Source organism: Comamonas sp. 14P8.1.4 (assembly GCF_057799285.1).
Window position 1 is genome coordinate 150,913 of record NZ_JBYOKN010000005.1, and the last position, 14,184, is coordinate 165,096.

Below are 14,184 nucleotides of genomic sequence, written 5' to 3' on the forward strand. Positions count from 1 at the left end.
AGGGCCTGTTCAGGCTTTGTTCAGCTTGGCGGCGGTGGTGGCGCAGTTCTACACTGCAGGCTTGATTGGGAGGAGAGCGAAATTGCGAATTCTTTTGGTGGAAGATGATCTGTCTTTGGGGCAGGCGGTACTGGGCTACCTCAAGAGCAAGCAGTTCAGCGTGGATTGGGCGCAAAACTTGCAGCAGGCGCGTGCCTTCGCAGCCACCATGCATTACGCCGCGGTGCTGCTGGACTTGAATTTGCCGGATGGTGAAGGCCTGAGCTTGCTCCCGGTGCTCAATGGCAATGCCAGTGGCACGGATGTGCGCCCGACGGTCATGGTGGTGACGGCGCGTGATCAGGTCAGTGACCGTATTCGCGGTCTGGATGCGGGTGCTGATGATTACCTGGTAAAGCCTTATGACCCTGAAGAGCTGCTAGCGCGTTTGCGTGCGATTGAGCGCCGCCGCGGGGCTCAGAATAGCTCGGTCTTGCAGTGCGGTGATATTGCGATTGATCTGGCCCGAGAGTCTGTACGCAAAGGCATGCTGCCCATTGTCTTGACCCCCAAGGAGTGGGCGCTTTTGCGCGTGCTGGCCAGCAGGCCCGGGCAAATCTTTACACGTGAGCGCTTGCAAGAAGCGCTGTACCAATGGGATGACAGCAGCGACAGCAATACCCTGGAAGTGTTCATCAGCCGTTTGCGCCGCAAGCTGGGCAGCATGCTGATTGAGACAGTGCGTGGAACAGGCTACCGCCTGGTGGTGCAATGAGTCGGCAGGCTTCTACTTCCCTGAGTCTGGTGCAACGCCTGGGGCGGGCGTTAACCACGGCCGTGCTGGCCGTCTGGCTGCTAGGCACCGGCTTGGTGGCCTGGTATGTGGACCACCAGATTCAAGAAAATTTTGATGTGGAGCTGGTGGAGAGTGCCCACCGGCAGCTCTATCCCGCTTTGCTGGAGTTGCAGATGGGACAGCCGCAACCCAACATCGGTGCAGCGCTGGCAGCGGCAGGCAGCGGTGATCCGCAGGTCATGGGGGAGCTGCCGTGCTCTGACCATTCCGAGCCTTTGCTGCTGCAACTGCGCAGCGTCACAGGGCAGGTGCTGCTGAGAAGCAAGGCCACGCCTGCATCGCCTTTCGCGGTGCCGTTGCAGCAGGGTTTTTACGATACGCCGGACTACCGCGTGTTCAGTCTCTATGACGCTCAATACCAGGTCTGGCTGCAATTGGCGGACCCCTTGGAAGAGCGGCGTGAGACCAGCCAACGCACGGTAGCGGGTCTGTCGGTTGTGCTGCTGGTGATGCTGCCGGTGGTGGCGTGGCTGATCACCACAGTGGCGCGCAGGGAGCTGCGCTTTGTGGGCTTGCTGCAGGCACAAATTACGGCGCGTAGTGGGCGCAATTTGCAGCCACTGTCTTTGGCGGGCATGCCGTTGGAGCTGAGCACGGTGGGTGAGGGCGTGAACCAGCTGCTGGAGCGCTTGGGCGAAGCGCTGAATGTAGAGCGCTCTTTGGCGGCCAATGCCGCACATGAATTGCGCACCCCACTGGCCGATGTGCGCTTGCGCCTGCATACGGCCATCGATCAAGCGGCACACGGCGAAAACCAGGCGGCCGGTACACCCCCTGGCGCAGTGCCGGTGGAGGTGGTGAAAGCCGCCCTGCAGTCACTGGAGGTCTTGAGTCACCGCACCGAGCGTTTGCTACAGCTGTCACGCGCCGAAGGGGGGGACCGTGCGCATTTCGCTGCGGTGAATCTGGTGCAGCTGGCGGAGCAGGTGGCCCAGGAGTTCTGGCAGCAAAGCCTGGCGCAAAAACGCCTGGATTGCGTCACGCCGGAGCTGCAGGACGCTGTCTGGGTGTGGGGGGACATCGACAGCCTGGGCATTGTCTTGCGCAACCTGATCGACAACGCATTGCGGCACAGTGATGGCATGGTGGTCCTGCAGGTGCAAGCCGCGCCACAAGCGGCGTTGCTGGTGCGCGATAGCGGTGCAGGATTGACAGCAGCGCAGCTGCAGACGATCCAGCAAAGGCATGCACGCATGGACCGGCAGCATATCGGTTATGGGCTGGGCATGTCGATTGTGCAGACCATTGCGGCCAAACACGGAGCACAGCTGGTACTGACTTCGCCGCCAGCGGGTATGCCGCATGGGCTGGAGGTGGCGCTGCGTTTCACGCAGGCCTTCAATGACCGGCTGACCCTGCAGCAGCAAACGGAGGCGCCATGAAAAAGACCCGCTAAGGCGGGTCGGGGTTGCGGGCTTCAGTGCATTTGCTCATGGTCAGAAGGCTTGGGTTCTGAGCCAATTTGCCGCTTGTTGCACTTGGACTGCTGCTGGCTGTATTTGGGCTCTGTCAGTGGCTGCCCGATTTGCAGCGGCCAGGCTTGTTTGCGTGCATACACGCGGGGTTTCTGGGAGGGGAGGTGTTCCATGAAGGGCACCTTTCAATGTGCACCGCTCAGCGCTGCTGTTGCGGCTTGGTTTTGGGCTGCCCCGCCTGCTGTGGGTTCGGGGCTTGCTGCTGTTGCTGCTTTTCCTTGGCAGCCTTGTCTTGACCCTGCTGGGGGCTGGCTGAATGACGTGATGGGTGTGCCATGAGTGACTCCTTCAAAGGTAGGAAGCAAAACAGGCCAATGGCCTGAATGTCAGTGTGCGCTTGCTGCTTGGGGGGCTTGTAGGAGTCCGTCTGTCACAGCCGTGCGTCGTTGCACTGTGTTTGTCTGACACGGGTTGGGGATGAAAACTGCCTTGCTGTCAGGGTTTTGAGCGTGCTGAAGCCGCTGGCGCTGGAGGGGCTCCAGGCTTGATATGCCTCAAGGCATGGCGGTTTAGACGAACCTGCAGAGCGCTGAGGGCTGTGCAGCGGTGCCTGGCTTTCGACAATGCAGGCATGGGGCACAACACAGCGCACGGCAGGGATGCCAATGTTTGGGGGAAATGGCTGGCCATCGGCTTGGCGCTGCCGTGCCTGGTCAGCGCGGCCAGCGTGGTGCCGCCCCCAACGCGGGTGACTATCGGGGTGCAAATCATTCAGGACCGTGCCGATGAGGTCCAGCAATGGGAGCATTGGGTGGACCAGTGGCGCAGCGCTGTGCCGCATTTGCAGGTGCAGGTGCGCCCCTTGCGCTGGGAAGCCTTGCAGCGCGCCGCTGCAGACGGGCAGCTGCAACTGGTGGTGAGCAGCCCGGGCCACTATGTGGCACTGGAGGCGCGCCAGGGTGCGGTGCGCCTGGCCTCTCAGTTGTCTCGTCGGGGCAGCGATGCAGCGCATGCCGTCGGGTCTGCAGTGGTGGTGGCGGCCGACAGCCCCTGGCGCAGCCTGCATGACTTGAAAGGCCAGACCATTGCGGCCGTGGCCCCGGATGCCTTCGGCGGCTACCAGGTGATGGCCGCACAGTGGAAGCAGCAGGGGCTGGACACCACATCCGACATGCAGATGCAGTTCACCGGCTATTCCATGGAACGTGCCCTGCATGCTGTGCGTGACGGCAGTGCGCAAGCGGCCATTTTGCGGGTGTGCATGCTCGAGCAGATGGTGGCGCATGGTGAAGTCTCTGCGCGTGACTACCGCGTACTGCCTCCGCTGCAGGGGCCTGCGGTCTGGGCAGAGCATTGCCAGTCGTCTTCGCCGCTTTACCCAGGCTGGGCACTGGCAGCGTTGCCGGGAACGCCCCAGGCCATGGCCCATGATGTGTTGGTGGCCGTGCTGATGCACAGCAGTGTCAACGCCCAGGCCGAGGTGCGCTGGACGGTGCCCGCCGACTACCAATCGGTGCATGAGGTGCTGCACACCTTGCAGATCGCGCCCTATGCACCGGTGCCCGCCACGCTGCGTGAATGGCTGTGGCAATACCGCTATTGGGGCTGGGCGGCGCTGCTGCTGGTGCTGGCCACAGTGGCCTACCTGCTGCATGTGGAGACTCTGGTCAAACGCCGCACCGTGGCGCTGGTGCGCAGCCAGCAAGAGCGCGATGGCCTGGCGCAGCAAATGGCGCAGGCCCGCGAAAAAATGGACCACATGGGTCGCCTGTCGGTGCTGGGTGAGCTGTCAGCCACCTTAGCGCATGAAATCAGCCACCCCCTGGCCAGCCTGTCCAACTACGTGGGGGGGCTGCGTCGCCGCAACCAGGAAGGGCGCTTGCAGCCCGAGCAATTGAGCGGGGCATTGGAGGCCATGGACGAGGCCGTCAGCCGCACCCAGCGCGTGCTGGAGAGCGTGCGCGCGCTGGCACGCAAACGCGTGTCTGTGCAGCAAGCTGCAGTGCTGTGGCCCTGGGTGTGCGAGACCGTGGCCCTGTTTCAAGCGACGGCCGCCAACTCGGCCCAGGCTGTGAAGGTGCAGCTGATGTGTGCCAAGGGCTTGCACACCGCGCAGGTGCAGATGGATGCGCTGCAGGTGCAGCAGGTGTTGCTGAATCTGCTGCAGAACGCCCAGGATCTGCACCGTGCCGCGCACTGCCTGCACCGGCCCGTGTTGGTGTCTCTGTCACCGGGGCCTGAGGCGGGGCTGCTGGTGCTGTCCGTGTGCGACCAAGGGCCCACCATGCCGCCCGAAGGTCTGGCGCAATTGTTCGAGCCGTTTTTCACCACCAAACCCGATGGGCTGGGTCTGGGTCTGTCCATTAGCCGCAACATTGCCGAGCTGCACGGCGGCCACCTGCAGGCGCAAGCGCGCAGCGACGGCGCTGGTTTGTGCATGGAGCTGGTCTTGCCACTGGCGGTGCCAGCGTCGGTGTCACAGACGCAGATGCAGACGGCTGCTTTGAATATGAATAAAAACAGCTGCTAACGCAGGTCTACCAAGCGCTGATAGCTATGAAATCCATGAATGCTTTCCCCGAACTCCCGGTCATCCATGTGCTGGATGACGATGCACCGTTCCTGCGCTCGCTGCTGTTCATGGTGGAAGGACTGGGTTTTTCCGTGCATGGCTACGGCTGCGCGCAGACGTTTCTGGCCAGCGCCCCCAACCTGGTGGCGCAGGGCTGCTGCATCCTGAGCGATATCCGCATGCCGCGCATGAGCGGCCTGGAGCTGCAGCGTCGTCTGAATGCCGCGCAGATGGCGCTGCCGCTGGTCTTCATGACCGGCCACGGCGATGTGGAACAGGCCGTGCAGGCCATGCGCGCCGGGGCGGTGCACTTTCTGCAAAAGCCGTTCAAGGAACATGACTTGCTGGATGCGCTGAACCACGCCGTGCAACTGTCGCGTGAGCGCTGGCAGCAGCAGCAACGCGCCCAGGGCGCGCGCGAAATGGTGGACAAGCTGTCCCTGCGGGAATACGACGTGGCGGTGTGGGTGGCCAAGGGCTTGAGCAACAAGGAAGTGGCGCGTGCGCTGGGCATCAGCGACAACACGGTACATGTCCACCGCCAGCGCATCACTGAGAAGCTGGGCTCTGCCCATGCGGCGGATCTTGCGCGCTTGCTGCTGCGCGTGGATGCGCTGTGCCTGGACGCTTAGCGCTCTAAAAAAAATGGCACGCCAGTGTGGCGTGCCCAAGCTCTGTCATACATACATGGTGCCTCGAGTGCGCAAGCTGCCGGTGGTGCCCCTCAGGGGCCACGTGCAGCCCGTCGCTCCTTAAGGTTTGGCGCTGGCCGCCTGCTTGGCCGCTTCGGTTTCTGCCTTGATGCGCGGGGCCATCTGCTTGAGCTTTTCCGCCAGGGGCGGGAAGGGACCATAGCGGTGCTGGTCCGAGTCTGCACCCAGCATGTAGGGCGGGAAGGCCGCATCAATCGGTTTGTTGAAGCGGGCAGGGAAGTCGGCCTCCAGGTTCGCCTTCTTGGGGCGGGGCTTGGACAGCATGAAGGCCGCCACGTCATAAGCTTCATCGGCAGACAGTTGCGGGGCGTCGTGTTGCGCGCCCAGCGGCATGTTGTGCTGGATAAAGCGGGTGGCCATGGTCATGCGGTTCATGCCTGCGCCATCGTTGAAGCTGTCTGGTCCCCACAGTGGCGGGAAGGCATAACCCTGGGCATCACCCACCTGGCCCAGGCGCTGGCCTTGACCATCTGGGCCGTGGCAGACGGCGCACTTGGCTTCATACACCTTGCCACCTGTGGCCACATCGGCACGGCGGTTGGGCATCTTGCTTTGCACCATGCCCTGGCCCTTGACGTCGGCTGCCAGCGGAACCCCCTGACCCAGGAAGTGGATGTAGGTCACAAAGGCCTTCATCTCTTCGGAATCCAGCGGCAGTGTGCGCCCGCTCATGCTGCGCTCCATGCAACCGTTGACGCGCTCTTCCACGGTGCTCACAGCATCTTCGCGGCCACGGTACTGGGGGAAAGTGGCACTCACCCCTTGCCAGGGCATGGCAAACGGTTTGGTCGCACCTTGCTGGTGGCAACTGGCGCAGGCCAGGTTGTTACCCGCAAAGCGCATGGACTGGTCTTTCACCTCCGGGCCAATGTAGGCGAAGGTGCGGTTGGTCAGCTCCTGGCCGTAGCTGACCATTTTTTTGTAATGTCCCTCGGGCAGCTTGGCCACATCGGGCACGGCCCGGCCCACCAGATCCACCACAGCAGGGGCGTCGGCGGCGTGGCTGGCGGCAGCGCACAGCAGGCTGGTCAGTGCCAGCAAGGACAGGGTAGACATTTTGTACTTCATCGTGCTTCTCCTCTTTCACTGAAATACTAGAAAAAAAGGAGCACGCAGATAAGTCACAGATTGGGCTAGTGCCATAGCCTAAACAGGCTATGGACAGGCGCAGGCCTTGGCGCTGGTGAATGCCGGGGGACTAGTTGGCCAGCGGTGCAAACGGCAGCAGGCGGGGTGCCAGTCGCAGCTGAATGCCAGCCTGCGCGGCGCGCGCCTGCAGGTCTTGCAGGGTGCTGGCAAAGTCGTCAAACAGATAGGGCATGGCCTGCTCGGCCTCGTCCAGCGGGCGCCAGAAGTCATCCCAGTGGATGGGTATGACCTGGCGCGCACCAACGGCCAGCACCGTCTCTTGCCACAGTGCACCGCGGTAGGCCGCATCTTTTTTGCCCAGCGTGCCCACGCCCAAAAACACCGTGTCTGCATGCAGATGGCGCAATGCGCCGGGCACATAGCCCGCACTGCCTTGCACCAGCCAGCTTCCACCGCTGTCGTGCTGCACCAGCAAAGACCACACCTGTCCCTCACGCCAGGTGGGTGCGCGCTGGGGCGGGGTGATGGGGGTGGCGATGGTCTCGGTGCTTTGTCCATCGCTGAAGGGGGTTGGGCTGTGCCGGCTGGGGATGAAGTGCAGGGTGAATTGGCCCAGGCGCAGCGCTTGCTGCGCGTGCACCTCCTGCATGCGCGCAGGCGGCAGGCCCCAGCCACGGCCCAGTTGCAGCGTAGATGCATCGCCCAGCAAGCGTGCCCCAGTGCGCTCGGCCACCAGCGGGGCATCCAAGGCATGGTCGTAGTGCGCATGCAGGGTGACCACCGCATTCAGCCGCGTAATGCCCATGGCGCGCAGGCCTTGCTCAACCCGTGCGGGGTTGGGCGCAATCGGCTGCAGCAGCATTTGCCAGAAACTGGGTCGCGAGAAAAAGCCATCGGTGATCCATGCGGTTTCACCATCGTCAAATAGCAGGGTGGAGACCCCGGCAAAGCGCACGCTGACCTGGCCTGCAACGGGTGGGGTCTGCGGCAAAGTGAGTGCTTGGTACGGCTGCAAGGGCGGGTGGCGCTGCAGCTGTACCAGGGCCGCGGTGCCCAGGCACAGCACCACGACCGCCACAACAGCGGCTCCACGTTTGAGCATACGGCGCACGGTCAGGGCTCCCGGTTGGTGCAATGCCGCTGTTGTAGCTGGGCTTCGGGTGCCTGTATCTTGGGAACTTGCCTAATGCCTGTGACCGCAGCGCTTAGTGCAGTGTGCCGCTGTGCGGCGAGCGCGTGAGCAGCATGTGCTGCACGGCTTCAATCTCTTCCATCTCAGGAAAGGCCCGCAGCTGGCAGGTGCGCGGCCCGCGCGGTTGCCCCTGAATCAGGTGAAAAATGGGCAAGGTAAAGTTGGCGCCGTTGAGCAGCACCATCAGCGCCTGGCGCGGGGTGGACTGGCTGTCGGCATTGGGCAGCAAGGCCTCTTGTACGCAGAAGGTGTAGGTGGCTTGAATGCCGTGCTCCTGGTCAATCTGGCGCTGAATGACGGAGCCTTCTTGCAAGGCATCTGCCAGGTATTTGGCCAGCAGGCGCTCACCTTCGTCTTGCAGCAGCAATTGCGCGATGAAATCGCTGGCCACTTCGGCCACATGCATGCGTGCCTGGCCGTCCATGATGGGGGAGGGGCTGACCAGGTAGGCCATGGGCTGCAGGCGCTCGCCGTTTTCAATGCGTGCGGCAGCCTGCGCCGCAATGTTCTGGTGCAGGTGTTTGAGGATGTACCAGGTGTTCTTGTCGAACAAAGGCATAGCGAGAAAAATCCAGTCGGTGTGCACAGGGCACGAATAGACAAAATTAGACCGCAAAGCCTGAGTGAACACTGGGCGCAGGGCTGTGTGTGCAGGGCTTGTTCGCCTGTCAGTCTGCGCAACGCTGGGGATTGCCCACCTCTTGTGATAAAGCATAAAAAGTGCTGAAATGCTTGCTGTACAAGCGCTGTAAGCTCTTATTTTTATAAGATGAACAAGGGGCGTGGCTAGGGTTAGTGCTGCACTGCGGCAAGAAAAGCCTTTCCTACAATGGCTCCTGCACACACCCTTCCTTCCCATCTGATTCAGCCACGAGATTTGCCGATGACCGCCCAAGAAAATACATCGTCCTCTACGACCAGCAACCAGCGCGTCATCAAAAAATACCCCAACCGCCGCTTGTATGACACGGCCACCTCCACCTACATCACCCTGGCGGAAGTCAAACAGCTGGTGATGGAGCGCGAGAACATCGTCGTCAAAGATGCCAAATCCGGGGAAGACCTGACCCGCTCCATCTTCCTGCAGATCATTCTGGAAGAAGAGGCCGGTGGCGCGCCCATGTTCACCGAAGCCATGCTGGCCAACATCATTCGCTTTTATGGCCACACCATGCAGGGCCACATGGGCAGCTTTATTGAAAAGAACGTGCAGATGTTCACCGACTTTCAGGCCAAGATGACCGAGCAGGGCGGTGTGGATGCCTGGGCCAAGATGATGCAAATGCCCAACCCCTTGATGCCTGCGGGCTATGCCGATCAGATGCAAAAAATCCAGGAACAAATGCAAAAGCAGACTGAGCAAATGATGGGGATATTCGGTATCAAGCGCTAAATTCCTGCATGGATTGGGTGGGCAAGCCTGTTTGCCATTGAAGCGGCCCCTGGAGGCCGCTTTTTGTTGCGCCAGCATGGGCTTGGTGGCTTAACGGGCCCTGGATGGCAAGCCGTGCTTTCCATAATGGAACGATGCACTCCATCCTCTATCACAGCAGCTTGGCAGGGCCGGATGCACTTCTGGGCATCGCCAATATTGCGCAAGTTGCTCGCAAGTTCACCGCTGCCAATGACATCAGCGGCTTGCTGATGTTTGATGGGCAGCGGTTTTGCGAATACCTGGAGGGACCCGACGCCCCCATGGCCGCGCTGGTCGCGCGCATACGCGGTGATGCCCGCCACCAGCACATGCACATCCTGCATGAAAGCTTTGACAACAGCCCACGGCTTTTTTCCAAGTGGTCGATGGCATACGTGACCGATGAGTCCGAGCCCTTGCTGCAGATCATCACCTTGTCGGGGCGCGCGGCCATGGACAAAGTGCTCAGCCTGGCTGGCAGTTTTGATACGGCATGAACGCTGCAGCGCTGTGTAAAGCCTAAGTGCGGGCACAAAAAGTGAGGGCTGGCTAAAATCGAGCCATTGCCGCGTCCCCACGCGTGGCCGCCGCGCGAAATACGCGCCGTCTTCCCACACGCATTCACACAATGACAACCGAATACAGCGCCCCCAAGGTGGGCTTTGTGTCTTTGGGCTGCCCCAAAGCACTGACTGACTCTGAACTCATCCTCACGCAACTGAGCGCAGAGGGCTACCAGACCTCCAAAACCTTCGAAGGCGCGGATCTGGTGATCGTCAACACCTGCGGCTTCATTGACGATGCCGTCAAGGAAAGCCTGGACACCATCGGTGAAGCGCTGGCCACCAACGGCAAAGTGATCGTGACGGGTTGCCTGGGTGCCAAGGCGGGCAAGGAAGGCGGCGCCACCATGGTGGCCGAAGTGCACCCCAGCGTGCTGGCCGTCACTGGCCCCCACGCCACGCAAGAGGTGATGGACGCCGTGCACACCCACCTGCCCAAGCCCCACGACCCGTTTGTGGATCTGGTGCCCGGCAGCTTTGGCGATGCCGGTATCAAGCTCACGCCCAAGCATTACGCTTACCTGAAAATCTCCGAAGGCTGCAACCACCGCTGCACCTTCTGCATCATCCCCTCTATGCGCGGCGACCTGGTCAGCCGCCCGATTGGCGATGTACTCAAAGAAGCCAAGGCGCTGTTTGAAGGCGGCGTCAAAGAGCTGCTGGTCATCAGCCAAGACACCTCCGCCTATGGCGTGGACGTGAAGTACCGCACCGGTTTCTGGGATGGCAAACCCGTCAAGACCCGCATGCTGGAGCTGGCCGACGAGCTGGGCAAGCTGGCACAACAACACGGCGCTTGGGTGCGTTTGCACTACGTCTACCCCTATCCCACGGTAGATGCGGTGCTGCCCCTGATGGCCGAAGGCAAAATCTTGCCTTACCTGGATGTGCCGCTGCAGCACAGCCACCCCGATGTGCTCAAGCGCATGAAGCGCCCCGCCAGCGGTGAGAAAAACCTCGACCGCATCCGCGAGTGGCGCAAGATTTGTCCTGAGCTGGTGATCCGCTCCACCTTCATCGCAGGCTTCCCTGGCGAGACCGAAGAAGAGTTTGAGCACCTGCTCAACTTCATCCGCGAAGCCGAAATCGACCGTGCAGGCTGCTTTGCCTATAGCCCTGTCGAAGGCGCGACCGCCAACGATCTGCCCGGCATGCTGCCCGAAGACGTGCGCGAAGCGCGCCGTGCCCGCTTCATGGAAGTGGCTGAAGAAGTCTCCGCCCAGCGCCTGCAGCGCCGCGTGGGCCAGGTCATGAAGGTGCTGGTGGACAAGGCCGTGGGCCTGGGCAAAAAGGGTGGCGTGGGCCGTACCTATGCCGATGCACCAGAGATCGACGGTGTGGTGCACATCCAGCCACCAGAGAAGGCCAGCAAGACCTACAAGACCGGTGACCTGATCTCCGTGCGCATCCTGGCCGCGCAAGGCCACGATCTGGTGGGTATTCCGGTTTAATCAAAAAATAGAGCTGCTAGCGCAGGTACAGCAAGGGTTTTAGCAGGTTTTTATTAGAAAAACCGCACTCCACCTGCTGCCCGCGCAGATCGCAGTTGCCAAAGGCTTCCCTCGGGAAGCCTTTTTTTCGCCCGCACCCTGTGTGGCTGTGTGGCTGTGTGGCTGTTGGGCGCTGCGGATCGGGGTTCGCACCGCAGCGCACCCATCGCAGGGACGGGCAGAGCCCCCTGTAGGGGCGCAGGCCTTTCTGCGCTGCAGCACTTGTGCGGTCCAGCCTGCTGGCAATAATGGGTTGCGCGTGAACTACGCCCACTTAACCCGGAGGTGCTGCATGAGTTTTCCCCTTGACCCGCAAACCGTTGGCCGCAGCTGGTGGCTGATTTTGCTGTTCGGTGTTTTCTCCATCGTGTTTGGCTTGGTCTCCATCTTTGACCCCGTGCGCGCCGGTGCCGGCATGACCTGGGCCATCGGCGTGCTGGCCATCGCCGAAGGGGTGCTGACGGTGATTGCCGCCATGAAGCAAGATGCCCCCGTGGGCAAGGGCTGGATGCTGCTCTACGGCGCCATCTCCCTGGTGTTTGGTGTGCTGGCTGTCATCAACCCCGTGTCCATGGCTGCCTCGTTTGTGATGGTCATGGGCGCCTGGCTCATCATTGCCGGCGTGATGCGCATCACCATGGCCATCCGTGTGCGCAAGGCGATTGACAACGAATGGATGCTCATCCTCAGCGGCGTGCTGGCCGTTGTGCTGGGTGGCCTGATGCTGTTCCTTCCCGTGGCGGGCCTGATTCTGGCCGTCGTCTGGATCGGCGTCGGCGCGCTGGTTTATGGCCTGCTGCAGATTTTTGCGGCGCTGCGTATTCGCAAACTGGTCAAGCAAGCGGCTTGAAATTTTGATAGCTGCCAGCGCTGGTGGAATCAGCGTTTGAGGCAGATTTGGTGTTTTTTCTAAAGAAAAGGAGTTCTGCAGAAATGCAGAACTCCTTTTTTGTGGGGTGTTGACTTGGGGCGGTGATGGCTGTCGTTACGAGGTCGGAGGTGAAGGGTGGCTTTAGGCTGATTGCTGCCGCTGAGATTTGATAAGCCTGTGACTGCCGCCGCCGATACCAGACGTTGATCTGCTACTTGGTCAGACGTCCGCTGCTCACCTCAAACCGGAAGCTGGCTGCATCGCAGTGCACCAAACAACCTGAACGACAGCTCTTCTAAGCTGCGAACTGGTGCTGCAGACCCATCGCAGACATTCGCGTTATCTCACGTTCAATATTTCAATATTTCAGCTATCATTGAAATATGAACGAAGACCTAGTAATCAAAGCGTTGGCTGCACTGGCCCATTCGGTGCGACTGAGGGTGTTTCGAGCCCTGGTGGTGGCGGGTGCACCAGGGCTGACGCCTTCTGCACTCTCTGAACGACTGAGCGTGCCTTCCACGGCACTGTCATTCCACCTCAAAGAGCTGATGCAGGCTGGCCTGGTCTGCCAAGAACGTGTGAGCAGGAATTTGTTTTACCGCGCTGCGTATGACGAGATGAATGCGCTGTTGAGCTATCTCACAGAGAACTGCTGCGCAGGTGCTGATGGCGACACAGCAAATGTTGCGGCTTGCTGCACTCCTGGTACACAGCCTGAAAGCACATAAAGCTAACTTGTCGGATTGGCGCCTCCAACTTTTTTGAATGGGCTGTTGCTGTAGCAATCTCCTTATTCGCTTGCACTCTGGCGCTGCACTGGCCACCGTGGTGGGTGTGCTGGTGAAGGTGCCTGTCATGCTCTCTTTGGTGTCCATGGTGAATGCCTGGCGCCCTGCTCAAACGTAACCTATGTCCTACATCACCATCTACCACAACCCCAACTGCGGCACGTCCCGTAACACCCTCGCCATGATTCGTCAAAGCGGTGTGGAACCCAACATCATCGAATACCTCCAGACTCCGCCGAGCCGTGCAGAACTCAAAGCGCTGCTCCTCGGCGCGGGCATGACAGTGCGCGATGTACTGCGCCAAAAAGGCACGCCCTATGCAGCCCTGGATTTGGCCAACCCGCAATGGACGGACGAACAATTGCTCGACTTTGTCGGCCAGCATCCTATTTTGTTGAATCGTCCAATCGTGGTGACACCGTTGGGTGTACGTTTGTGCCGTCCCTCAGAGGCTGTGCTGGACATATTGCCGAATGCACAGATTGGCCCATTCACTAAAGAGAATGGAGAAGTGGTGAAGCCACGCCCTGCTGCGAGTCCAGCGCCACGAGGCACGGATTTCCCCGCACTGGATACAGCGTCTTTTCAGCCCATGGACGCGCACCAACTGAAAGCACCTGTGCGCAGCAATCATGCACCACGCATCTTGATGCTGTACGGCTCATTACGTGAGCGCTCCTACAGCAAGCTGCTTACGTTGGAGGCTGCCAGACTCCTAGAAGCCATGGGGGCAGAAGTGCGCATCTTTCACCCTGAAGGTTTGCCGCAGCCCGATGCTGCGCCCACGGACCACCCCAAAGTCAAAGAACTGCGTGAGCTGGTGCGCTGGTGTGAGGGCATGGTGTGGACTTCTCCAGAGCGCCACGGGGCCATGACCGGCATCATGAAGAGCCAGATTGACTGGATACCCCTTTCTGAGGGGGCAGTCCGACCCACACAGGGCAAGACGCTGGCGGTCATGCAGGTGAGTGGTGGTTCGCAGTCGTTCAATGCCGTGAACCAACTGCGCATCTTGGGTCGTTGGCTGCGCTTGCTCACTATTCCGAACCAAAGCTCCGTGGCCAAGGCTTACCAAGAGTTCGAAGAAGATGGCCGCATGAAGTCATCGCCCTACTACGACCGCGTGGTCGATGTGATGGAGGAGCTGATGAAGTTCACCTTGCTCACCCGTGACATTGCCCCTTATCTGGTGGACCGCTACAGCGAGCGCAAAGAAGACCTGGCTAAAAAGCATGCGCA

At 60.8% G+C, this 14,184-nt stretch carries 15 protein-coding genes and 2 pseudogenes; 12 read left to right on the forward strand and 5 right to left on the reverse strand.

The annotated features are described in order from the left end of the window. Window positions 1-82: 82 nt before the first annotated feature. Window positions 83-754 carry a winged helix-turn-helix domain-containing protein gene (locus AC27VO_RS11060; protein WP_488666767.1) on the forward strand — a complete coding sequence of 224 codons (672 nt, stop codon included), beginning with the start codon at window positions 83-85 and terminating at the stop codon, window positions 752-754. Then, a complete protein-coding gene (locus AC27VO_RS11065; protein WP_488666768.1) occupies window positions 751-2,217 on the forward strand; it encodes a sensor histidine kinase in 1,467 nt (488 codons plus the stop codon). Before AC27VO_RS11060 ends, AC27VO_RS11065 begins: the two co-directional genes overlap by 4 nt. A 35-nt stretch (window positions 2,218-2,252) precedes the next feature. On the opposite strand, the gene AC27VO_RS11070 is transcribed toward AC27VO_RS11065, so the two are convergent. Then, window positions 2,253-2,423 (reverse strand): hypothetical protein, encoded by a 171-nt coding sequence (locus AC27VO_RS11070; RefSeq protein ID WP_488666769.1) that lies wholly within the window; start codon window positions 2,421-2,423, stop codon window positions 2,253-2,255. 26 nt (window positions 2,424-2,449) lie between these two features. Next, a complete protein-coding gene (locus tag AC27VO_RS11075) occupies window positions 2,450-2,587 on the reverse strand; it encodes a hypothetical protein (RefSeq protein ID WP_488666770.1) in 138 nt (45 codons plus the stop codon). Between the two features lie 294 nt (window positions 2,588-2,881). Between AC27VO_RS11075 and AC27VO_RS11080 the strand changes: the two genes are divergently transcribed. Then, window positions 2,882-4,780: a sensor histidine kinase gene (locus tag AC27VO_RS11080; protein WP_488666771.1), complete on the forward strand. Its 1,899-nt coding sequence runs from the start codon at window positions 2,882-2,884 to the stop codon at window positions 4,778-4,780. Window positions 4,781-4,806: 26 nt separating this feature from the next. Beyond that, window positions 4,807-5,454 (forward strand): response regulator transcription factor, encoded by a 648-nt coding sequence (locus AC27VO_RS11085; RefSeq protein WP_488666772.1) that lies wholly within the window; start codon window positions 4,807-4,809, stop codon window positions 5,452-5,454. A gap of 120 nt (window positions 5,455-5,574) precedes the next feature. Here the strand turns inward: AC27VO_RS11085 and AC27VO_RS11090 are convergent, their stop codons facing one another. The 3 genes from AC27VO_RS11090 to AC27VO_RS11100 all read right to left on the reverse strand — a co-directional run bounded on the left by AC27VO_RS11090 (window position 5,575) and on the right by AC27VO_RS11100 (window position 8,375). Further along, the gene (locus AC27VO_RS11090) at window positions 5,575-6,603 is read right to left on the reverse strand and encodes a c-type cytochrome (protein WP_488666773.1); all 1,029 of its coding nucleotides are present in this window, start codon (window positions 6,601-6,603) and stop codon (window positions 5,575-5,577) included. Window positions 6,604-6,733: 130 nt separating this feature from the next. Further along, the gene (locus AC27VO_RS11095; RefSeq protein WP_488666774.1) at window positions 6,734-7,726 is read right to left on the reverse strand and encodes an MBL fold metallo-hydrolase; all 993 of its coding nucleotides are present in this window, start codon (window positions 7,724-7,726) and stop codon (window positions 6,734-6,736) included. A 103-nt stretch (window positions 7,727-7,829) separates the two neighbouring features. Continuing rightward, entirely contained in the window at window positions 7,830-8,375 is a 546-nt protein-coding gene (locus AC27VO_RS11100) for a hypothetical protein (protein ID WP_488666775.1), read from the reverse strand. A 324-nt stretch (window positions 8,376-8,699) separates the two neighbouring features. Between AC27VO_RS11100 and phaR the strand changes: the two genes are divergently transcribed. The 8 genes and pseudogenes from phaR to arsH form a co-directional block, all read left to right on the forward strand. Then, a complete protein-coding gene (phaR, locus tag AC27VO_RS11105) occupies window positions 8,700-9,209 on the forward strand; it encodes a polyhydroxyalkanoate synthesis repressor PhaR (protein WP_488666776.1) in 510 nt (169 codons plus the stop codon). A gap of 134 nt (window positions 9,210-9,343) precedes the next feature. Further along, window positions 9,344-9,727 carry a BLUF domain-containing protein gene (locus tag AC27VO_RS11110; RefSeq protein WP_488666777.1) on the forward strand — a complete coding sequence of 128 codons (384 nt, stop codon included), beginning with the start codon at window positions 9,344-9,346 and terminating at the stop codon, window positions 9,725-9,727. Window positions 9,728-9,858: 131 nt separating this feature from the next. Further along, window positions 9,859-11,244: a 30S ribosomal protein S12 methylthiotransferase RimO gene (gene rimO / locus AC27VO_RS11115; protein ID WP_488666778.1), complete on the forward strand. Its 1,386-nt coding sequence runs from the start codon at window positions 9,859-9,861 to the stop codon at window positions 11,242-11,244. A gap of 331 nt (window positions 11,245-11,575) precedes the next feature. Then, window positions 11,576-12,133 carry an HdeD family acid-resistance protein gene (locus AC27VO_RS11120; protein WP_488666779.1) on the forward strand — a complete coding sequence of 186 codons (558 nt, stop codon included), beginning with the start codon at window positions 11,576-11,578 and terminating at the stop codon, window positions 12,131-12,133. A 404-nt stretch (window positions 12,134-12,537) separates the two neighbouring features. Further along, complete coding sequence (locus tag AC27VO_RS11125) at window positions 12,538-12,885, forward strand: ArsR/SmtB family transcription factor (protein WP_488666780.1); 348 nt, start codon at window positions 12,538-12,540, stop codon at window positions 12,883-12,885. Between the two features lie 14 nt (window positions 12,886-12,899). Continuing rightward, window positions 12,900-13,063, forward strand: a pseudogene (locus AC27VO_RS11130) (arsenical-resistance protein); the annotation flags it as partial. A gap of 63 nt (window positions 13,064-13,126) precedes the next feature. After that, window positions 13,127-13,354: pseudogene (locus AC27VO_RS11135) on the forward strand (ArsC/Spx/MgsR family protein); the annotation flags it as partial. A gap of 183 nt (window positions 13,355-13,537) precedes the next feature. Then, the coding region (arsH, locus tag AC27VO_RS11140; protein WP_488666787.1) for an arsenical resistance protein ArsH at window positions 13,538-14,184 on the forward strand (647 nt) is incomplete at its 3' end.